Origin of the sequence: Bacillus sp. MMSF_3353 (assembly GCF_030733445.1) — a bacterium.
GTDB classification, from domain to species: Bacteria; Bacillota; Bacilli; order Bacillales; family Bacillaceae_G; genus Bacillus_A; species Bacillus_A wiedmannii.
Genome location: NZ_JASHJA010000008.1, coordinates 21,776 through 42,395, shown reverse-complemented (window position 1 = coordinate 42,395; position 20,620 = coordinate 21,776). Strand labels below are relative to the sequence as shown.

Here is a 20,620-nt window from a genome sequence, read left to right as displayed (position 1 = left end):
TTTGCGCTTTTCTGGCTAATTTAAATGCTTATAACAATTTTAATTTTGTACCTCTTGTAATATAAACTCTCCTTTTTCTTTAATAAATGGGGTAATATTTACAACTGATTCAATATGAATTACTCCGTATACATGCGGATATTCTTGACCGTTAAAAGCAAGTTCATATTTTATTTCTGCTTTTATTAAGGATGGATCAATTGTAAGTAATAAAACATCTTCTTCATGACTAAAATATTTTTCAGCAACTTCTAAAGCTTGTTTTAAAAATGAACAATGAATAAATCCTTCTTCTTTTAGTGAAGTTTCATTAATTTCTCCATTTATCTTTGCGATTTCCCAATTTCTTTTTGTTATTACTTTTGTGATCATTGTTATTTTCTCTCCATGTCTTTATATAGAAAAACAAGAGGTTCTTCTTTTTGTTACTAGAAACGCCTCTTGTTTTTCATATTTATTGTATTCCTTTAATTAAAGGCGATGCTTCCCCGCTATGGAAAATCCATAAATCATGAAGTGACCTTGTACATCCGACATATAGTAACTTCGCATCATGTTTCATATTTTTATAATGTTCTTCATCAACATCGATTAATAGAACCGCATCAAATTCTAGCCCTTTTGCCAAGTATACAGGTACTACTGAAATACCACCTTCATATTTACTTTGATCTGCTTCAATGACGTTTACGGCCAATCCTGCTTTTGTTAATTTCTCATATATATCGCGGCATTCATCTTCTGTTCTTCCTATTACCGCAATTGTTTTCACATCTTCGTTTTGTAGATATTTTAACGTCTTCATAATCTCATTAAATTGATCTTCTGCATGGATTACCTTAACATTTTCACCACTGCGAAAAACTGGTGTTGCGAGCCCAACTGGAATCTCTGCGTTTTTAATTATTTCGTTCGCAAATTCTATAATTTCTTTTGTAGAACGATAACTTCTCGTCAGTTCATAATAACCTGTTTCTTGGAATACTTCCTTAAAAGCACCCCAATCTTCAATCCCTTGATAATCATAAATTGCTTGAGATAAATCACCTAATATAGTGAAAGAATTACCTAGTGTAATTTCTTTTAATACATACACTTGGAATGGTGAGAAATCTTGCGCTTCATCAATAACGACGTGATGGAATTTCTGTCCGATTTCAATACCTGTTATGCGGTGATGTAAGTAAATTAAAGCTGGTAAATCTTCTACATACACTTCTTTTTTACGACAACTCTTTTCAGTTTCTTTCACAAGTTCTTCAGGCAATACTTCGAGTATTTCTTTACTTTTCAATATTGAACTATAAAGTGAAAGTAGGCTCATTTTCGGCCAAAACTTCATATATGTGTTCAATCTCTTTGTCGCTTCTTTTTTTAATAATTTCTTCTCGTTTGTTTCTCCATACTTTTTCAGTTCAATTTCAATCCAGCGCTTCATTCGGCCGACTAATCTTTCTCTTCTTTTCTTTAATGGATAATGTTTATATTCAACTTGCATCCATTTTTTTATGTCTTCTACTGGAATAATAGCTTTGTCCCATGCCTCAAAATCACTTGTTGGTATTAATTCTTTTTCAAATTGAACCATTCTCTCTTCAATAAAGGACTTAAATTCCAGCGTGCCTTTCAATTTACCGAGCATAACCTTTACTTCATCACGATTAATAGAAAAGGCTTCTTTCAACTTTTCTTCTGTTTGCTTTAGTTTCACAGAATCATCTAACGTACGTAATGCCCAATCTGGAAATGTTGTTTGACTAATATTCCCTACACCTAATTCAGGAAGCACACTCGAAATATAGTCTAAAAACAGACTATTCGGAGCGAATACAATCATTCTCTCAGCTTCTAATTGTTCACGATATTCATAAATTAAAAAAGCAAGGCGATGTAAAGCGATCGTTGTTTTTCCGCTTCCTGCAACCCCTTGAATTAATAATGGTAAGTTTCTTTCCGCACGAATAATATCGTTTTGCTCCGATTGTATTGTCGAAACAATATCCTTTAGTTTATTATCTTTATTCTCACCTAATCGATATAGAAGAAAATCATCGGCATGTGAGACATCTTCATTTCCTTTTACATATGTATCAACAACACGTTCTAGTTCTCTTTTTCGAATAGAGATGTTTCGCTTTAAATACACATCACCTTCTACTAATCCGTCTGGCGATTGATAAAATGCTAATTCATCTCCACCGGTAAATGAATAAAACATACTTGCAACAGGTGCCCGCCAATCTATTACAATTGGTTTCATTGTGTCTTTATGTGAAACACCTACTTTACCGATGTAGATCGGCATAACATCTTCCTTGCCATCCTCTTGAAAATCTAATCTTCCAAAGTACGGTTCTTGTACACCGATACGTAAATTTTGCCTATTAGATTCTCTCATACTTTCTAGAATTTGTTCTTTAAAATCATCTCCATAATAAACCGGAATGTTTTCGAGCTGTTCTAATTGATCATCCATCGTACGTAATGTATCTTTCATCCTTTGTAACTCTTCTTCAAAAATGTTGTTCATTTGATGATTCCCTCCTGTCCGTTCTAATTTTTCAGTCGAAATACAATTGTATTAAAAATCCATTTATAAAGTCAATAGTTTTAGTAAGAATTTTCTAAAATAAAGAAGAGTAGAGATTAATCCCTACTCTTCTTTATTTTAATTCGGTACGCCAAACATTCATTTAAAGTTGTTAATTCTTTATATTTCTCTTTTTCAAAATCATATGCTCCGCCTGGGAAGAATCCTACAATACTTAAACCAGCTTCAGCACATAGATTACTAATCTCATCTACCGTATAACATCGTAAAGACTGTGTAACTATATCATTTTGATTATTAGGATGCCACCAATGATCTAACATTCTTTCATTTATACGATCATATTCGTATTTTCGCATAGCTGAGCTTAAAGACATTTCTTGTCCACTTACCTTTTTCCAATAAAGTGGTTGATAAATATCAATAAGTGCACATCCATCATCCTTTATCCAGTTTTTAATCCGTTTTAATAGAATCAATTGCTCATCATCTGATCCTACACCAAATCCGTCTAAATAACTAACAATATCAAACTTTTCTTCAAAATTAATTTTATAAAAATCAGCGCAATGAATATCTATATCATTAGTAGAATGTTCTTTTGCAAACATAACTAACTCTGGTACAAGCTCAACAGTAGTCATTTTTACTTGTAACTTAGACATCGCCCTTGCAAATCCACCATTTCCTGCTCCTAGTTCTAACATTGACTGAAATGGATGTCCAATTTGTTCTTGAACTTCTTTCGCAACCTGTTCTAACCAGCTTTCTGTATTAATATCGTAATTGGATAGTTCGAATTGTTTTTCGTAAAATTCTCTCACATCTAATTCATTCATTATTATTCTCCTCCTGCAATAGATTTTTCTTCTACAGGTGAGAAACTAAATTTCTGACACCCATGAAAAAAGGTTATTATTCTCTATATTTACAATTTTATCAAAATAATAAGAATATTTAAAGTAACAATATAAAAAGCAGATAATGATTAATCCCACTATCTGCTCTATGGCTGCTATTATTTTTCTTGTTGATACTCTACCCAATCACCAGAAATGATAACTTTCTTTAGCATCTCTTTATCTTGAGCGACATACACAAATGCACGTATTATTCTATCTCCTAAATAAATCGTTTCGGTGATTCGGTCATATAAATCACTTTCTGTATTACCTGTATATTCTTCAAGTTCATCTAATTTTTGCAGAACAACCTCATTTACTTCATAAACTTCTCCGTATACTTTGTCCTCATTTGAACAAATCATTGCCGGATACCCCTCGTTTGTATCAAATAATTTACCATACGTCCATGCTCCGTCTGCGATGCATATTGCACCTTGCATAAAATGAGCATTCGTTTGCTCTTTTCTTAATGTGCCATACACGAAAACGTGATGCATATATCCCCTATCCCCTTTATATATCTCTACTTTCTAAATTGTAAATATGCACGAATCATAAAGTAACTCACTTCATTTGGAAGTTGTTCCTTAATTGATTTCAGACCACCTTCTGCATTTTGCACGGCAGTTTCAATCAGTGATTCATATTCTGCAGGAACAAAACTGTTCCAGTCTATTTCCATTCCATCTTCAAAAGAGCGAATTAAATGATTTTCAATTGTTTGTCTTGATAAGCCACGTTCTTTCGCAATTTCATCTAGATCAATGCCTTGTTTATACATTTCATACGTTTCTAAATGAGAATTTGCTGAAGCTTTCCCTGACTTTTTCCGCTCTGTCACCACTTCTGTTTTAACTGTTTCAGCATAGTTTGGATTGTCCTTAATAAAGTGCTGAACTGCTTGTAAGAAGTGAGAACCATACTTCACAAGTTTATGTTCGCCGATCCCTTTCACAGTTAAAAGTTCAGAGTCACTTTGTGGCATTTTTGCACACATATCCTTCAACGTTTGATCAGAGAAAATAACGAATGGAGGTACACCTTCTCCTTGCGCAATTTCTTTACGTACTTCGCGAAGTACTTCAAATAAAGGATGATCTTGAACAATTTGTCTTGTCTCTACTCGTTCTTTACGTAAAACATTCTCTTTACCTAATAATACTTCTTTCCCTTTTTCCGTAACTTTTAATGTCGGATACGTACCATGTTCTACTGCAATTAACTCATCTGAAATTAGAAACTCAATAAATTCACTAACTTCTTTTACACTACGATTTGATAGTAACCCGTATGTTGGTAAAGTATGAAAATTAAATTCAATAACTTTCTTATTTTTCGAACCAGTTAAAACTTGTGCAATCATTTGTTTTCCAAATCGTTGGTTCGTTCTAATCATGCAAGATAGAACCATTTGTGATTCTCTCGTCACATCGATACTTTCCCGGTCGTCCGTACAATTTCCGCAGCGGCCACAATCTTCTTTCGGTTCTTCTCCAAAGTATTGCAAAATAAATGATTGTAAACATTGTTCTGTATGACAATAATCAGTCATATTTTGCAGTTTTTCAAGTTCATTTGAAAATCGAGATTCACCTGTCGATTGATCAATTAAAAAGCGCTGTACTTGCACATCCTGAGAAGAATATAGCAATATACACGCACTATCTAATCCGTCACGTCCAGCACGTCCTGCTTCTTGGTAATAACTTTCCATGTTTTTTGGCAGTTGATAATGGATAACGTAACGAATATTCGATTTATCAATCCCCATCCCGAATGCAGATGTCGCTACCATTACACTCACTTCATCACGTAAAAAGAGTTCTTGCTGCTCATTTCGATCGGTATCACTCATACCAGCATGGTATTTTGATACCGAAACTCCCGCTTTCATTAAATCTTCATACAACTGATCAACTACTTTTCTAGTAGCTGCATATATAATCCCAGATTCCTTTTGATTTTGACGAATATAATCCGCTAAATATGCATTACGATCTTGTCCTTTAATAACAGAAAATGATAAGTTCTCACGCTCAAACGTTGTCATAATCGTATTTTCTTGATTAATTCCAAGCGTGTTGCAAATATCTTCACGAACTTGTGGTGTTGCCGTCGCAGTTAAAGCTAATACAAGCGGCTTTTCTGGAAGATAATCTAATATGCGATGTATATGTAAATAACTTGGACGGAAATCATGTCCCCACTGCGAAATACAGTGCGCCTCATCAATTGCAATCATCGGGATTTTCATATCGATAAGTTGGTCAACAAACTCCATTGAATCAAGACGCTCAGGCGCTACATAAAGTAACTTATAATGTCCTTGTTTCGCTAATTGAATGCGTTGATTCGCTTCTGTAATTGAAATAGAACTATTAATATAAGTAGCTGAAATACCGTTTTGTACTAATGTATCTACTTGGTCTTTCATAAGTGAAATCAAAGGTGAAATAACTAATGTCGTTCCCTCGAATACTAATGCGGGAATTTGATAACAAATTGACTTACCACCACCCGTAGGCATAATACAAACCGTATCTTTCCCATCTAATACATTTTTAATTGTTTCATCTTGTCCTCTTCGGAATGACGAATAACCGAAATAAGACGCTAAAAGTTCTTGTGCTTTTGTAAACAAAAAAGAGTCACCTGCTTTTCTATATCTTTCATCTATTCCTATTATATCATCACTTATGCGTCATGAAAGTGATGAATACATGACTAACAGCTTGCTTTTTCATTTTTTATGCTTTTCTACGTTTTAAAGGTTGTTTAGCAACGGTGTTTTAATGGCTATTTATGTTTATAAATTTTAAAACATAAATAAAGCACATATAAAATGAATTACAAAATAAATATACATTTTATTACCCTTCCTTGAATACTACTAATCTTATACATATGAATTCAGGAGGTTACTATATGAAGCAGCAGAATATTAGTTCCATCAAGCAGAAAACAGTACCGAACCAACTCCAATTTTCGAATCATGATGCGTGGAAATATGAATCGTATTATAAATACCAGCCATTATTTTCTTATAGAAAGCTTTTCCATTTTCTTTCTCAACTTTTTAAACGTTAATGTGTATGTGATATATTATCCATAATAATTTTCTCAATATATATCTTATAGACTTACTATAATACAGCTGTTATCATATGAAATATTCTGTTGGATAAACCCCTTAAGTTGACCTGCTTATAAAAGCAGGTCTTTTTTGATTATTATACATTTCAGTACACTTTTAGATACACTTGTATATCTTTTCTCTATTTTATAACCATACTCCACTCACAACAAATGATAATAGTAACGAGATGTAAAATATGAGTTCTTAACATTTATTGAAGTAATTCTTTTTTTCTCAATACACAAAACGAATTTCACTTATTACTATAAAAGTACTCCAGATGAGTTTTTGCTCATCAACATTATCTAGTTAACGGGATCTGCTGCGGGAAGCTGATCCCATTGACTTTATTAAAGACCCACTTTCATTTGGACACATTTACCAGGTTTTTTAAATAGAATTTTATGATAACATTACTTAGTCGAGTCCGACATCTCGGCAATACCCTTTTGAGGCTCTGCAACTTCCCTTGCAGAGCCTTGTTTATTTTTATATTCATTTTATTTGTATATACCACAATAAAATTATGCATCTTTTTCCATATCAATTTCTGAAATTAATTTAGGACACGTAACTAAAAATAAATTCCCATCATACTTTGAGTTATACATGTTCAAAGGAGTGTTACCGTTTATGTATTCTTATTGGCAATCGTATTACTCCCCCTATCATAACCCTTATGTACACTTTGATACATCTGTACGTAATTACCGAATTAGTAAAAACGAGAACTTTTTAAAAGGTTATATGCGTTCTTTATGGGAACAACATGTCGCTTGGACGAGATTAGCTATTATTAGTATTGTCTTTAATTTACCAGACGTAAACGTTACAGTTGGGCGACTTCTTCAAAATGCAACACATATGGGACTGTCACTTGAACCATTCTATGGTGAAGATGCTGTAAAAAAATATAGTGCACTAATTAAAGATCACTTAGTCATTGCAGCGGATCTAGTTAAAGCCGCAAAAGCAGGTGATCAAAATGCAGCTGCCGCTATAGAGAAAAAATGGTACGCTAATGGTGATGAAATTGTGGCGTTTCTTACTAGCATCAACCCATATATAGAAAAAGAAGAATTCAGAAAAATGTTTTATGAACATTTAGCACTTACGAAAGCAGAAGCGCTTGCCTTCCTAAATAAAGATTTTGAAGCAAGCGTAAAACTATACGATAAAATTGAAAAAGAAGCATTAGAAATGGCTGATATGCTAACAAATGCAATCGTAAAACAATTCCCACAAGTGTTTCAATAATAATAAGCCGATTTGAAAAAAAAAATCGGCTTATAAAACTTTCTATCAATGAAATTTCACCTCTCCTCTTTACATTTAACGTATATCGATATATTTTATTAATATCCGTTTTTTATAGGAGGAAATCTTTTGATTAACGCCATTGGTCTCGTATTTATCCTCACAAATAAACACGAGAAAAAGAAGAAAGTTTATCTGAATGAAAAATTCGCATTAATAGACATTATTGATTCTAAAGAAGTAATTGATGATGAAGGGAACTCACTAGTAGAACTAACATGTAAATACAGTATTTATCTAGATGAAAAATATTACTGTAAATCTCTCGATGATTATACTGGACAAGTATTTCCGTTCTTGAGCGCTAAAATAGGAAAAGGTCTTCTCAGAAACTTAAATTACTATTTCTCTTACGTTGATGCCTATGATAAAAAACCACCCGTTAAAGAAATTAGGCCACTTATGAAACAAGTAACGAACAGATAGCAAAAAATACTAAAAAAAGAAAGCATCTAACTTCGGATGCTTTCTTTTTTGAATCCAGAACTCATTAACTTCTATCCTTCTTCTAAAAGTATGTATCTAGGCATACTTTTAATTAAAAACATTGGAGGATTAAACTAAATGAAATACTCAGAAACGATTGTTAGTAAACGGCTTCGAACACTTAAAATATCTAGTATATTTATTATGCTAGTTTTAATTGGATGGCTTGGATATACAAAATTACTTTATGAAAACGGATTTCTTCAAGAAAAGAAACTTTCAGTTGAAGTAATGAATACTAGTATTACAGGTGAAATTGAACAAAGTTTCCATGTAAACTTACAAGGTTACCGTAAAACAGACGTTGATACTATTATAGATGCAAGTAAAACCGATCCGAGCGAACTATCTTTAATTGAGATTATCAATACATCTTGTTCACGAGATTGCATAGGTGAACCATTGGCATATGTAAACTCAAACGATGGATATATCTTTTATAAGGAGTCTACCGGAACTAATGTTGCTTTAAAAATCAAAAAACAAGACTCGTGGGAAATCGTAAAAAAATCTGTTCAAGACGGAATATAACATTAGAAAGTTAAAGAGTACGTAACGTACTCTTTTTTATTATTAATACTCTTCATGTTTACAATGACATTTCGGTTTCTCTTTACAATTACATTTTTCACAATCACACTTTGGTTTTTCCTTACAGCAACACTGATCACAATCGCAGTTTGGTTTCTCTTTGCAACGACATTCGTGACAATTCCTGCATTTACATCCACATCTTCCGAACAGTGAACTACCCACCACTTAGTACCTCTTACGAGCTTACTTGAAGTAGGGCTTCTCGGTTCATCGCTACTTTTGATAGCTAACGAATTTGTCCTAGAACAGCCGAGCTAACTCCCTTGTTCCAAAGGTTATTTTGTCACTATTTATGCCAACACTAATAAGCGGATGGCTTCTTTTTTGATATTGATCGCTGCGTTATAGTCACGACTGATTGTGAGTCCACACGAACACGCATAGGTGCGTTCACATAATGGCATTTCTTTTTTATTTCCACAATTACTACACATCTTTGTAGAAGGAAACCATTTATCTATTTTTACAAGCTGTTTTCCTTGTTCTTGTAGCTTATATGCTAAAAATGTCGTGAACATCCTCCAACCGTTGTCCGCTACACTCTTACCAAATCTAAGTGCTCGTGACATTCCTTTCATATGTAAGTCTTCGATTGCTACAACGTCAAAACTCGTAGCTAATTCTTTAGACTTATGATGAAGAAAATTTTTACGTTGATTGGCGACCTTTTCATGCAATTTCGCTACACGAATGCGTTGTTTATTCCAGCGCTCTGAACCTTTCACACGTCTTGCTAATACTCGTTGTGCCTTCGCTAATTTCTCTAACATCTGACGATAAAAGCGAGGATAATTGGCTTTCTCATCTTCGCTACTCACATACAATTCAGCCATTGCGAAGTCTAATCCAACTACAGTTTGTACTTCTTTTTGTACAATCTCTTTTTCATATTCAGTCAAGATGGACACATAGTATTTACCAGTAGGTGTCATCGAAATCGTACACGATTTGATGATATGTTTTGGCGGGATTTCTCTATGTTGCTTCAGTTTCACCATTTTCAACTTTGGTAATTTGATATAACCATGAAATAACATAATATTTCCGTTTACTCGATTCGTTGTATAGGAGTTTCTACTCTTTTTACTTTTGAATGTAGGAAAATCACTTTGACCACTAAAAAAATTCTTATACGTAGTTTGCAAGTTTAATTGCGCGTTGGCCAATGCTAAGGAATCGACTTCTTTCAACCATTCATACTGCGCCTTGTATTTCGCAGGAGTAGGGAATTTTTGTTTCTTCAGTTCTTCCTTGTTCTCTTTATATTTTTCATATACTTCTATTCGTTCAGCCAGCATTTTGTTATACACAAAACGTACACACCCGAAGGTTTTTCGTATGAGATGTGCTTGTTCTTCTGTCGGATACAGACGAAATTTATACGCCTTATTCTGCTTTGGCATATCCATTCACCTCATTTTCCGCTTCATATTCCATAAGATATGACGGTGATCACACAACCTGAACACTACAAGATTATTATCTACTTTCATTGTTGTACCAAAATCCCCCTCTTATTGAAGTAAATCAAGAGCAAGACCATAATGGTTATAAAATGATTGTTAAAAAAATTGAAATTGCTGATAAAGAAACACGAGTATATTTCGCGGCTAAAAATGACGCAACTGCAGCGTTTAATTTCTACGATTTTAACTCCAAATTAATCGTAAATGGTCAACAACTAGAATACCAAGACAACTATGAAGCAAAATATCCTAAAATCCCACAAGGTATGATGCCTGGCGTAACTAGTGATGCTGTTTTAACATTCCCTAAACTCCCAATTGAGCAAGGTGAATTACAATTAATACTAGAAGGCTCGAGTGAAAATTATGATATAACTCTTGAACCATTCAACTATAAAATTAAGTTATAAATAATAAAATCGACTCTTTTTTGAGTCGATTTTATTATTTACCATTGAAACACCAATTACTTTTCTACTATAGTTCCTTCCCTTCCCCAACAGCCCCTTTCAACCTCTGCAACATATATCCAATTCCTTTACATCCTTCTAACGGATACGTAATAATTTCTTCTGGATACAGTTGTGTCACTACTTTCTTATGCTTCTTCCCTGCAAGTAAAACGATTTCATCAAACTGAAGCAAGTCTTTTTCAATCATCTGTTGTTTTAATTGCTCCATACTAATAATTTCATCGCTCTTTGAATCGAAAGCAAGATCATAGTTTTCTAATACAATATCATTTGGTCTTAAAAATCCATGCTTCGCCGATAAGATAACCCAATTCTCGAAAAACATAGTTGCATACGCCTGACATGCTTTTCCGAACGGGCTAATATATACATCCTTTGCCTCCATCGGTCCGTAATCTGGATACTTATCCCAAATTTTCTTTTTTCCGCATGGAATTATGCATAACCTTTTCATCGTTATTTCTTACCTCACTTCTAACTTTTTAAATATAAAAATATAGAATTCCCTACTTCTTCATACTCAGCTTCTATATCTCCAATCCCCACTACGTTCCAACCATTATTTGTTTCTATTGGCTTTTCATTCATTATAATATGAACTTGTGTCATATTTTTAAAATCTTCTTCAAAAGATGCTAAAACAGGTTGATCTATCATATATGTTTTATTATGTATACTCACACTTAAAAAGGTTTTATGTAATGCTTTATTTCCGTTTAAATTTACATTCATTGGATTAAACATGTTTAATTTCATATTACCTACAATATACAGATGATACCCTTTTTCTTTATAGAATTGTTTAAAATCCTTGTCTCTTTCGTTTTAAACAAAATGAAGGATTTGCTTCGTTTCTTTACTTATTGCAATTTCATTATTAAAACTCAAATCCACATTTATATTTTGTTTTAAAAAGGCATATAACGATTTATCACTATTAAAGAAGCTCGTTTTCCAGTTAGGAAGGATTTCATCTAATAATAAACATAAAAGCATTCCTGAGCTATAGCAGCTCTTCCTAATGTTATCATTAGCTTCATATGCATCTAAAATAAATCCGCTATATTTTCGTAATGTTTCGCTTTCATCCTTTTCACATATTGCATTGTAAGCGTTCATTTCTACATACCAAGCAGGCCCCTCTATACTTTCAACCATACACTCATATGTTATAAACTCTTCTTTCATAAAACTAGTTCTTTGCTCTCTTAGTTCAATAAATTGCTTAATATAATTATATTTCTCAGCTTGTGACTTACAATGCACCGCATCATATAAACACATTCGTTCATTATTTCGCAATTGTATATTTTCTTCTAATATAGGATATAGAAATCCTAGAGATTCATTTGGAAATCTACTTTCTTTATTCAAATATTGATAGCAATGAAAAAGTTCATGCACCACAATCGCAAGTAAACTTTCATAATCTTTATGCCTATTCATATTCACGATGGCAGTTGGATAATCTTTTAATAAGATACATGTATCAGCCTTAAATTGGTCATCTCGCTTTAAAACGGCATACTCACCATCATCTTTCAAAAATAATGGATGATGAAATACATACACATGCTCATCATTATATAATGCAAATGCAGCCCTATTAAAACCAGGCCAAAGCGTATTCAATAATTCTATACTTACATCTTTCTTTATTCGATTTAATATATTGTTCATTATATGTAACACCCCTATATCATTCTACATACACCTATTCTATTCCACTTAATAACAACCCTTTTATTTACATAAATGTTAGAAAAACATATATCTTTTCTCAAACCATAATGTATTATACAAATATACATGTGATGATTTTATGAAAAGGAGGTGAACAAATGAAAAATATAATCCCTGCGCTAGTACTCTATATTATCGTTTGCGTAATCGCTATGATTGCTCCAGCATCTGAAGGCTATAATCATGTTGGCTGGAAATTGTTTGTTGGGCAAGCATATGCTATACCTATTTTCCTCATTACTGCAATTATTACATTTTATATAAACAAGAAAAAATCTACGAACAAACAGTTATAAGGATAGCAAATGCTATCCTTATTTTAATTCATTTATTAGATCAAAAATTACACTTGCAGTACTTTCTATCCTTTCTTCCGAAAAGTCAAACGTAACACCTGTTTTTTCATATATTTCTTGTATAGGTAAATTCCAATCTGCATTCGCTCCCTCTTTAAAGAAAGCAATCGCTTTTTTTGGATCCTCTCGATAAATTTGAAACAATTGCATTGCTCCTATTTGCGCAATTGCGTATTCAATTTTATAGAAAGGAAACTGAACATAATGAAATGACTCTAACCAGCTTGCACCGATTTCATCTTCTAATCCTACAATATTGACTGGTGAATATTGATACCTTTTACATACTTCAGCGTATTTCTTATCACGTTCTTCTGATGTATGGTTTGGATTTGTATAGATCCAGTGCTGGAATACATCTCCTGCAATTGACGACATTAATAAAGACAAAGCACGATATAATTGTACGCGCTGCACTTCTTTATATTCATCCTCTTGCTTATAAAAGATATTGAGCTTATCCATTACTAGCAACTCAAGACCTATGGAATAAAGCTCAGCTACCTCTTCACGAAGATATCTTTCTTGCATGCTACTATCATTGTTAAATTGTTTATAAAAATGAAATGCATGCCCCACTTCATGTATTAGCGCGTTAATTGCATAAAATGATGGACTAAAATTAGAATACAAAAAAACCTCTTTACTATGAGGAAAGGTAAAACAAGCAGCTCCCGGTGCTTTATTTTCATGTTCTTCTACGTCAATTAATCCCGTTTTTCGTATATGAATAAATTTCTCATAAAAATATAAATCTGTCTTCCGAAATATTTCTTCCACCCCATTCAATAAATCAATAGCATTTTGGAATGGAGCTTTTGGTAATTTACATGGAGTAAGGTCCCAAGGGCGATATTTTTTTACACCGAGATTGTTTTTAGAAAGAATCCCCAACTGTTCCCATATTGGTACAACATACTTTTCTATAGATTCATGAAGCTTATAACACTCTTTAATACTATAATCTCTATTTTTTTGTTTAAAAGCATACTCACTATAATTATTAAATCCTGCATTTAAAGCGATCTCATTCCGCAATTGTATGAGTTCATTCATAATACAATCTATTTCTATTTTCACTATACTTCTTGCTTCACATAAAGCGTACCAAGCTTTTTCGCGAATAGCTCTATTGGGGTTATCTAGTTTTGCTTTTACGTATGCATACGTCTTTTGCTCTCCTTCCCAATTAATAAATATGTTAGACATTATTTCTCTATATTTCGTAATAAGCTTTTGCTCTTTAATGGAAAGAGCAATGTTCTTGTCATTAAACATTTTACTTTTTATCAATCTTGCTTTTTTCATAAAACCGTATTTCTGCTCATTTAATAAGTCGGAAAACGGAGACTTTCTAAATTTCTGGTCAAATTTCGCATTGTATCTTTTTAAAAGTGGTTGAATTGTATTTTGATTATACATATGTAAATTACGTTTATTTCTGTCATTTGTATCTCTATACGTGCCAATTAAACTACTTGTTATCTCCTCTTCTATTTCAGCGGTTACACGCAGTTCATCCAAAAGCCAACTCTCTAATTCTGAAACAGAAGTAATATTTCGCTCTAAAAGTGACTGTAATTTACTCTCCAAATCATTAAGCATACACAATCCTCCTGTTTTAAAATTTTAATTTTCTGTTTTTTAGAGATAGAAAAGGACAAGTAGCCAATCCGACTACTTGTCCTTGCTGTGTATCTGTACTCAATAAAATTAAGCTTGGAATGCTTCTGTTAATACTGGTACGATTTGTTTTTTACGAGATACAACACCTTTTAAAGTAGCAGTGTTGTTTTCTAGAGATACGTTGTATGCTTTCTCAACAACGTTTGCTGCTTTACCGATCGCAAGACCGACAGAATCGTTAGTTAAGATATCAGTTACAACGAATAAGAATAGGTCTAAACCTTTTTCTTCTACTACTGCAGAGATAACTTTTTCAAGTTCCGCTTGGTGTACAAGAACGTCGTTTGTATCAACAGCGTTTACTTGTGCGATTTCAACTTTCGCATTACCCATTTGGAATTCTTTAGCGTCAAGAGAGATTAATTGCTCCATTGTTTTTCCGCTTAAGTCAGCACCAGCTTTTAACATTTCTAAGCCGTAGTTATCAGCATCTACACCAGCGATTTCCGCTAATTCACGAGCTGCTGCTACGTCTTGCTCTGTGCAAGTTGGAGATTTGAATAGTAAAGAATCTGAAATGATTGCAGATAACATTAAACCTGCAACTTCTTTACGAATTGTAACGCCATTTTCTTTGTACATTTTGTTTAAGATTGTAGCTGTACAACCAACTGGCTCACAACGATAGTAAATAGGATCGCTTGTTTCAAAGTTAGCAATACGGTGATGGTCAATAACTTCTAACACACGAACAGACTCGATATCGTTAGCACTTTGTTGACGCTCGTTATGATCAACTAAAATAACGTTGTCCACTTCGCTTGCAACTGTCTCAACAAAACGCGGTCCTTCTACTTTAAAATGGTCTAACGCAAATTGAGTTTCACCGCTGATTTCGCCTAAACGTACAGGCTCAGCATTCATTCCTAATTCTTTTTTCAATTCTGCATAAGCAATTGCAGAACAAATTGCATCTGTATCTGGGTTTTTATGCCCGAAAACTAGTACTTTTTTCATGTTTTCCACCTCTTCATGAAAAGGATATCTTAAAGAAGCAAATATGACAATATTTAAAGCATAATTTTTTATAAATAATTGCACTTTCTTCTATATTTTTCATCGTTTTTCGTAAAAAAAGATCATCTAAAATGAATTAGATGATCAAAATGTATATTTTATTTAAAATAAGCTAGGAGCTTGCACTACATGATTTAGCGGAAAATTTGATGCTAAACCGTTATTTACAAGGTTAACATCTATAACTTGATAAAATGCATTCCCAGTATCCGCAATTTCCCAAACAGCTAAAATAAGGTGATATCCATTTCGATCAGTAGGTACATTCGCTTCATGAGTTACTGAAGTTCCTGGTCTTGTTCCCCCATCATTTTTCACATAGAATGGCACTAAATCTAAATCAGACCTTGTTAACGGCTTATTTGGATTCCAATCTTTTTTCGTAATATAGTATTTCCATTCTTTCGTACTATGAGGTGCGGTTAGTTTCCACTTGAATGTATTCGTCCCGCCGTTTAACGTAACTTTCTTCCACCTATCAACTGATTGAACGTCTAAAGCAGGAAAATGGCCTGCTCCTGCGATTTGTCCATCAGAAGGTCCTAATTGCGGGAATCCACCTATTCCTTCTACACTTTGCGGCTCGTATTGAATCGGTCCGCAATTTACATTTACCCCTTGCTTACATAAATAAGAACGGCTCGCTGGTGATTCAACATATCCATGAGCTGAAACTTTTTCTGAAAAACCGAAAGTTAACAATCCCGTAAGTAATATACCACCACTTAATATAACTTTCTTTACCTTCTGTAAACCTTTCGTTCTCATCCCGTCATCCCCTTTCCCATAATAAAGCGAAAATAACTATAGTCGGCTAGTCATCTTCTCTACATCCATTATAAGTCAAGGAGTATAACGAAAAGAACCCTCTAAAAACTTTCTCAAATTCATTTAGTACATTATATAAATTTTATTGATACATTCAAATAACACCGCTAGAGAAATATAGACGGTGTTAAATATACTCAATTAAACTATTCGTTTATAAATAAATTACGAAATTGGCAAAGTTAGTCTAGTTATCAAATAGCCCTCTCCCTCTCAGATTTGCGGAAACTGGCTCCTTTCCGATTTCACGTGCCCATATAGATAACTGGCCGATATGATGGATTTCGTGGACAATGACATGACGTATTAACTCTCCGTGTGTACATTCAATGACTCGGCGCCTAATTGGTGCGTCTCTTGAGCTAATCGGCTCTTCATTGAAGTCAGCTTTTGAAAGTTTCCGAGAATCCATTTCATTTGTCCAAGAGGTCACAAATGGCTTCACTTTCCCGTGGTATTGAGCTGAAAGATTTTTCACTTTTTGTAAGCTGGCATACTCTTCAAACAATGGCTCCTCAGGCACTGATTCACCACGCAACCCTAAGATCCACATATATTCCACATCTACAATATGAAATAGGGTATGTAGTATACTGCCGAATCCACCGACCCGTTTCTTTACCAGTTCTTCGGCCGATATGTCTTCGCACCATGTAAACCAATCATCACGAACTTGCCAGTTATATTGAAACAGTTTCAACATCACAGCAACCTCCATCTTTTAGATTAACATTTAATATTCACCAAAAGACTTCAAAATTCCTATTTAAGTAATACCTCTTATACAACTGTTAAAACCTTATACAAATTGGCCCTCAAATTGAACATTCAATATGAAGTTAATGAATGAAAAGAAAACCCCTATTATACAGGGGGTTATCAATCTTTTTACAAATCAATACTCAGACCTAATAACAGATTTTTCGTTTAAAAATATCCCTCTTTTCAAATAAAAATACTAAATCATTTTATAATAAATAACCGTTGCATCTAAATTACCATTTGGAGATATTGCGTATTCTGGTATTTTTCCAACTTCTTTATAGTCTAATGATTTATACAATCTATTAGAAGGGTCTCCTTCTCTCGTATCTAGCACTATAAGAGACCTATTTTCTTGCTTTGCTCTTTCCTCTGCTTTTTGCATAAGCGAACGTCCAATACCATTACGTCTAAAGTTCGGGTGAGTCATTAACTTGCAAATTTCAGCTCTATGAATCCCATTAGGCTTTGTAACTAAATGTAATTGAATACTCCCTGCCACTTCATTATTTATTTTAGCAACATACAAGATCACTTCTGGTGCTAAAACAGTTTCCCAATACTTTGTTGATTCTATTTGTTCCAGTGGAGGTAAAAAACCAATTGACGCCCCATCATCTACAACCGTTTTCAAAAGTTTAGAAAGCTCTTCCATATCATCATTTATTTGCTTAATCTCTTCAATTACTAAATTTTGCATTACTAATCCCCCTTTTGTTTCATTGTACCAAGTTTTAAGGAAGGAATAACAGGTTACTAAAAGGAAATATATATTTAGATAAAACATACTTATATAATGTATGGCAAGTGGAGGGATTAACCATTAGTAAAACAGGTTTTGACTTAATAAAACATTAGGACAACTTTAATCTTGGCTATGAAGATATCGAAGAGATATCTATGAGCTGTAAATTCTCTAACTGCACTCATACAAATGAACCACATTGCGCAATTAAAAAAGCTATTTCCGATGGATTTCTTACAGAAGAAATAATGAATTGTTATTATCGAGATAAGAATGAATTCGAATATGTATGTAAACAAAAGAACAAAACAAAAGCTATTGATTATATGAAACAATTGAAACTTTTTAGAAAATCTTAATACTAAATAAATAGTTGTTATTTCTCATTCCGACTAAATTTAAAATTCTTACTTTAATACATCACATACCAGATAATTTTTATACTCAAATTTAATCTCACGTAAAAGAACGTTTTAAACATAAAGTTTAAAACGTTCTTTTACATTCAATGCTTCTGATTTTTCAGTTCACTTAAACACTCTTGTACTAATGTTACCGCTTGACTCATTGCAGCTCCGCCAGCAAATGCTGCTGATACACCACATGCTTCCAGAATCTCTTTATCTGAACATCCTTGATCAAGACAACCTTTTGTATGATAAATGGTACAATATTCATCTTGCGTTGCTAGACTAATTCCTAATGCGATAAGTTGTTTTTCCCTTTTTGTTAAAGCGCCCTCTTGAAAACAAGCTTGCGTGAATGCATTATATGTTTCTGCAATTTCAGGAATTTGGTTTGTAAAACTACCGATACCTTCTTTATAATGATGTAGAACGTCATTTACTGTACTATGTTGTTCGTGTTCCATCTTATTATTACCCCCATTCAAATTATGTGTACCTATTGTAGTATGTGATGAAAAGAAGGCAATATACCTCATTGAATAGAATGAATATTCAGTTTATTATTACTAAAATTTCAGACTATCATCCTCTACTGTTTGTTCTTTATAATTTTTCCTTTCAATTTCTTTACTTCTTTCTTCCCAAAACGTTAAACCTTCAATTCCCACATTTTTAGGATCAAATACTGGATCTTTCCCTTCTTTTTTCTGTGCTTCATAATCTTTTAACACTTTTATTGCAATTTTACTTAATAGTAGAATCGCAATTAAGTTTAACCATGCCATACTACCGATTCCTAAATCTCCAAGATTCCATAAAAGCGAGGCTGATTCTACGCTACCGATGTAAACCATAATTAAAAATCCAATTTTTAAAACTGGTTTTAACCAGCTATGTTTAAGCTCACGATCTAAATAAGTAAGTGTCGTTTCAGCGATATAGTAGTATGCGAGTAAAGTTGTAAATGCGAAGAAAAATATTGCGATTGAAATAAATAATGGACCAAACCCTGTCATAACAGTTTCAACTGCTTGTTGTGTATAGATTGGACCTGCATCAACATTCCCTATATTCTTTACTATAGCGCTTTTCCCTTCAGGTATAACATTATACATACCTGTTATTAAAATCATAAGAGCTGTCGCTGTACATACAACAATTGTATCGATATATACAGAAAATGCTTGAACTAACCCTTGTTTTGCAGGATGGGATACTTCAGCAGCAGCGGAGCTATACGTCGCTTCTCCAACACCAGCAACATTTGAAAATACAGCACGCTTTACGCCCCATGCGATTGCTGCACCAACGATTCCGCCAAACATTTCATTTACACCAAAAGCACTAGAGAAAATTAAAGCGAACATACTTGGAATTTCTGTTACATTCGCAATTAATACGATACATGTAACAACTACATAACCTATTGCCATAAATGGAACAAGCATTTGCGAAACGCCCGCAATTCTCTTTACGCCACCAAAAATGATTGATGCTAATAATATAACTAATAATATTCCAGTTATATATTTGCTAATGCCATTAGAGTTTTCAAATCCAACTGCGATACTACTAGACTGAATACCTGGTAATAAAACGCCATATGAAAGTGTTACAACAACCGCTACAATGACTGCAAACCATTTCATTTTCAAGCCTTTTTCAATGAAATATGGTGTACCACCTCGGTATTCATTCCCAACTTTACTTTTATACACTTGAGATAATGTTGATTCAACAAATGCACTCGCTGCTCCTAAAAGAGCCATTACCCACATCCAAAACACAGCTCCTGGTCCGCCAAAAGCGATAGCTGTCGCGACCCCTGCGATATTACCTATTCCAACCCTACCTGATAAGGCTAAACAAAATGCTTGAAAGGATGAAATTCCCGTCTCCGAGCTCTTCCCTTCAAATAATAATTTAATCATCTCTTTAAAATAACGAATTTGCAGAAAACGAGTTGCAATTGTAAAATACACACCTGCCCCTAATGCAAAAACAACTAACCCAATACTCCATACTTGCCCAACTAACCACTCTACTAATTGCTCCATCCAAATCCCCCTTAACATTCTTTTGAAAACTATTTTATATATAAGAAAACGGACAACTATTATTAAACCTTCCAGTTGTCCGCATCTCTTA

22 protein-coding genes and 1 pseudogene are annotated in these 20,620 nt (G+C 33.5%); 7 read left to right on the top strand and 16 right to left on the bottom strand.

From position 1 onward, the window contains the following. Nucleotides 1-39: 39 nt before the first annotated feature. The 5 genes from RBB48_RS18035 to recQ all read right to left on the bottom strand — a co-directional run bounded on the left by RBB48_RS18035 (nucleotide 40) and on the right by recQ (nucleotide 6,097). Nucleotides 40-372: a DUF952 domain-containing protein gene (locus tag RBB48_RS18035; protein ID WP_088063695.1), complete on the bottom strand. Its 333-nt coding sequence runs from the start codon at nucleotides 370-372 to the stop codon at nucleotides 40-42. An 82-nt stretch (nucleotides 373-454) separates the two neighbouring features. After that, nucleotides 455-2,530: a HelD family protein gene (locus RBB48_RS18030; protein ID WP_306007941.1), complete on the bottom strand. Its 2,076-nt coding sequence runs from the start codon at nucleotides 2,528-2,530 to the stop codon at nucleotides 455-457. Nucleotides 2,531-2,646: 116 nt separating this feature from the next. Continuing rightward, the gene (locus tag RBB48_RS18025; RefSeq protein WP_306007940.1) at nucleotides 2,647-3,390 is read right to left on the bottom strand and encodes a class I SAM-dependent methyltransferase; all 744 of its coding nucleotides are present in this window, start codon (nucleotides 3,388-3,390) and stop codon (nucleotides 2,647-2,649) included. Between the two features lie 179 nt (nucleotides 3,391-3,569). After that, nucleotides 3,570-3,953, bottom strand: a complete 384-nt coding sequence (locus RBB48_RS18020; protein WP_088063698.1) for a gamma-glutamylcyclotransferase family protein — start codon at nucleotides 3,951-3,953, stop codon at nucleotides 3,570-3,572. Between the two features lie 26 nt (nucleotides 3,954-3,979). Continuing rightward, nucleotides 3,980-6,097 (bottom strand): DNA helicase RecQ, encoded by a 2,118-nt coding sequence (gene recQ / locus RBB48_RS18015; RefSeq protein WP_087983852.1) that lies wholly within the window; start codon nucleotides 6,095-6,097, stop codon nucleotides 3,980-3,982. A gap of 284 nt (nucleotides 6,098-6,381) precedes the next feature. Here recQ and RBB48_RS18010 point away from each other — a divergent pair, with 284 nt between their 5' ends. The 4 genes from RBB48_RS18010 to RBB48_RS17995 all read left to right on the top strand — a co-directional run bounded on the left by RBB48_RS18010 (nucleotide 6,382) and on the right by RBB48_RS17995 (nucleotide 8,926). Beyond that, nucleotides 6,382-6,543, top strand: coding sequence for a hypothetical protein (locus tag RBB48_RS18010; RefSeq protein WP_000813318.1), 162 nt, complete (start codon nucleotides 6,382-6,384; stop codon nucleotides 6,541-6,543). A gap of 682 nt (nucleotides 6,544-7,225) precedes the next feature. Next, complete coding sequence (locus RBB48_RS18005) at nucleotides 7,226-7,849, top strand: hypothetical protein (RefSeq protein WP_048547385.1); 624 nt, start codon at nucleotides 7,226-7,228, stop codon at nucleotides 7,847-7,849. Nucleotides 7,850-7,978: 129 nt separating this feature from the next. Continuing rightward, the gene (locus tag RBB48_RS18000) at nucleotides 7,979-8,335 is read left to right on the top strand and encodes a hypothetical protein (protein ID WP_000606238.1); all 357 of its coding nucleotides are present in this window, start codon (nucleotides 7,979-7,981) and stop codon (nucleotides 8,333-8,335) included. A 138-nt stretch (nucleotides 8,336-8,473) separates the two neighbouring features. Further along, the gene (locus RBB48_RS17995; RefSeq protein WP_000877594.1) at nucleotides 8,474-8,926 is read left to right on the top strand and encodes a hypothetical protein; all 453 of its coding nucleotides are present in this window, start codon (nucleotides 8,474-8,476) and stop codon (nucleotides 8,924-8,926) included. Nucleotides 8,927-8,928: 2 nt separating this feature from the next. On the opposite strand, the gene RBB48_RS17990 is transcribed toward RBB48_RS17995, so the two are convergent. Together RBB48_RS17990 and RBB48_RS17985 are read right to left on the bottom strand one after the other, a co-directional pair. Beyond that, nucleotides 8,929-9,126 (bottom strand): hypothetical protein, encoded by a 198-nt coding sequence (locus RBB48_RS17990; RefSeq protein WP_306007939.1) that lies wholly within the window; start codon nucleotides 9,124-9,126, stop codon nucleotides 8,929-8,931. A 153-nt stretch (nucleotides 9,127-9,279) separates the two neighbouring features. Continuing rightward, nucleotides 9,280-10,392 carry an RNA-guided endonuclease TnpB family protein gene (locus RBB48_RS17985; protein WP_306007938.1) on the bottom strand — a complete coding sequence of 371 codons (1,113 nt, stop codon included), beginning with the start codon at nucleotides 10,390-10,392 and terminating at the stop codon, nucleotides 9,280-9,282. Nucleotides 10,393-10,481: 89 nt separating this feature from the next. On the opposite strand from RBB48_RS17985, the gene RBB48_RS17980 reads away from it, so the two are divergent. Next, the gene (locus tag RBB48_RS17980; RefSeq protein WP_306007937.1) at nucleotides 10,482-10,865 is read left to right on the top strand and encodes a hypothetical protein; all 384 of its coding nucleotides are present in this window, start codon (nucleotides 10,482-10,484) and stop codon (nucleotides 10,863-10,865) included. A gap of 67 nt (nucleotides 10,866-10,932) precedes the next feature. Here RBB48_RS17980 and RBB48_RS17975 read toward each other — a convergent pair whose 3' ends face one another. Beyond that, a complete protein-coding gene (locus RBB48_RS17975) occupies nucleotides 10,933-11,382 on the bottom strand; it encodes a DUF6884 domain-containing protein (protein WP_088063701.1) in 450 nt (149 codons plus the stop codon). Nucleotides 11,383-11,402: 20 nt separating this feature from the next. Next, nucleotides 11,403-12,608 (bottom strand): annotated as a pseudogene (locus RBB48_RS17970) (peptide ABC transporter permease). A gap of 161 nt (nucleotides 12,609-12,769) precedes the next feature. On the opposite strand from RBB48_RS17970, the gene RBB48_RS17965 reads away from it, so the two are divergent. Further along, the gene (locus RBB48_RS17965) at nucleotides 12,770-12,967 is read left to right on the top strand and encodes a DUF4017 family protein (protein WP_087983846.1); all 198 of its coding nucleotides are present in this window, start codon (nucleotides 12,770-12,772) and stop codon (nucleotides 12,965-12,967) included. Nucleotides 12,968-12,985: 18 nt separating this feature from the next. On the opposite strand, the gene RBB48_RS17960 is transcribed toward RBB48_RS17965, so the two are convergent. The 5 genes from RBB48_RS17960 to RBB48_RS17940 form a co-directional block, all read right to left on the bottom strand. Continuing rightward, the gene (locus tag RBB48_RS17960; RefSeq protein ID WP_306007936.1) at nucleotides 12,986-14,632 is read right to left on the bottom strand and encodes a M3 family oligoendopeptidase; all 1,647 of its coding nucleotides are present in this window, start codon (nucleotides 14,630-14,632) and stop codon (nucleotides 12,986-12,988) included. 108 nt (nucleotides 14,633-14,740) lie between these two features. After that, nucleotides 14,741-15,670, bottom strand: coding sequence for a manganese-dependent inorganic pyrophosphatase (gene ppaC / locus RBB48_RS17955; RefSeq protein ID WP_306007935.1), 930 nt, complete (start codon nucleotides 15,668-15,670; stop codon nucleotides 14,741-14,743). A gap of 162 nt (nucleotides 15,671-15,832) precedes the next feature. Continuing rightward, the gene (locus tag RBB48_RS17950; RefSeq protein ID WP_306007934.1) at nucleotides 15,833-16,498 is read right to left on the bottom strand and encodes a lytic polysaccharide monooxygenase; all 666 of its coding nucleotides are present in this window, start codon (nucleotides 16,496-16,498) and stop codon (nucleotides 15,833-15,835) included. A gap of 247 nt (nucleotides 16,499-16,745) precedes the next feature. Continuing rightward, nucleotides 16,746-17,261, bottom strand: coding sequence for a DinB family protein (locus RBB48_RS17945; protein WP_088063704.1), 516 nt, complete (start codon nucleotides 17,259-17,261; stop codon nucleotides 16,746-16,748). Nucleotides 17,262-17,516: 255 nt separating this feature from the next. Next, a complete protein-coding gene (locus RBB48_RS17940; RefSeq protein WP_088063705.1) occupies nucleotides 17,517-18,020 on the bottom strand; it encodes a GNAT family N-acetyltransferase in 504 nt (167 codons plus the stop codon). A 200-nt stretch (nucleotides 18,021-18,220) separates the two neighbouring features. Between RBB48_RS17940 and RBB48_RS17935 the strand changes: the two genes are divergently transcribed. After that, the gene (locus RBB48_RS17935; protein ID WP_137013949.1) at nucleotides 18,221-18,424 is read left to right on the top strand and encodes a hypothetical protein; all 204 of its coding nucleotides are present in this window, start codon (nucleotides 18,221-18,223) and stop codon (nucleotides 18,422-18,424) included. A gap of 146 nt (nucleotides 18,425-18,570) precedes the next feature. On the opposite strand, the gene RBB48_RS17930 is transcribed toward RBB48_RS17935, so the two are convergent. Further along, on the bottom strand, nucleotides 18,571-19,008 hold the full coding sequence (locus RBB48_RS17930) for a carboxymuconolactone decarboxylase (protein ID WP_147787668.1): 438 nt from the start codon (nucleotides 19,006-19,008) through the stop codon (nucleotides 18,571-18,573). A 30-nt stretch (nucleotides 19,009-19,038) separates the two neighbouring features. Then, nucleotides 19,039-20,529 carry an alanine/glycine:cation symporter family protein gene (locus RBB48_RS17925; RefSeq protein ID WP_147787669.1) on the bottom strand — a complete coding sequence of 497 codons (1,491 nt, stop codon included), beginning with the start codon at nucleotides 20,527-20,529 and terminating at the stop codon, nucleotides 19,039-19,041. Nucleotides 20,530-20,620: the final 91 nt, after the last annotated feature.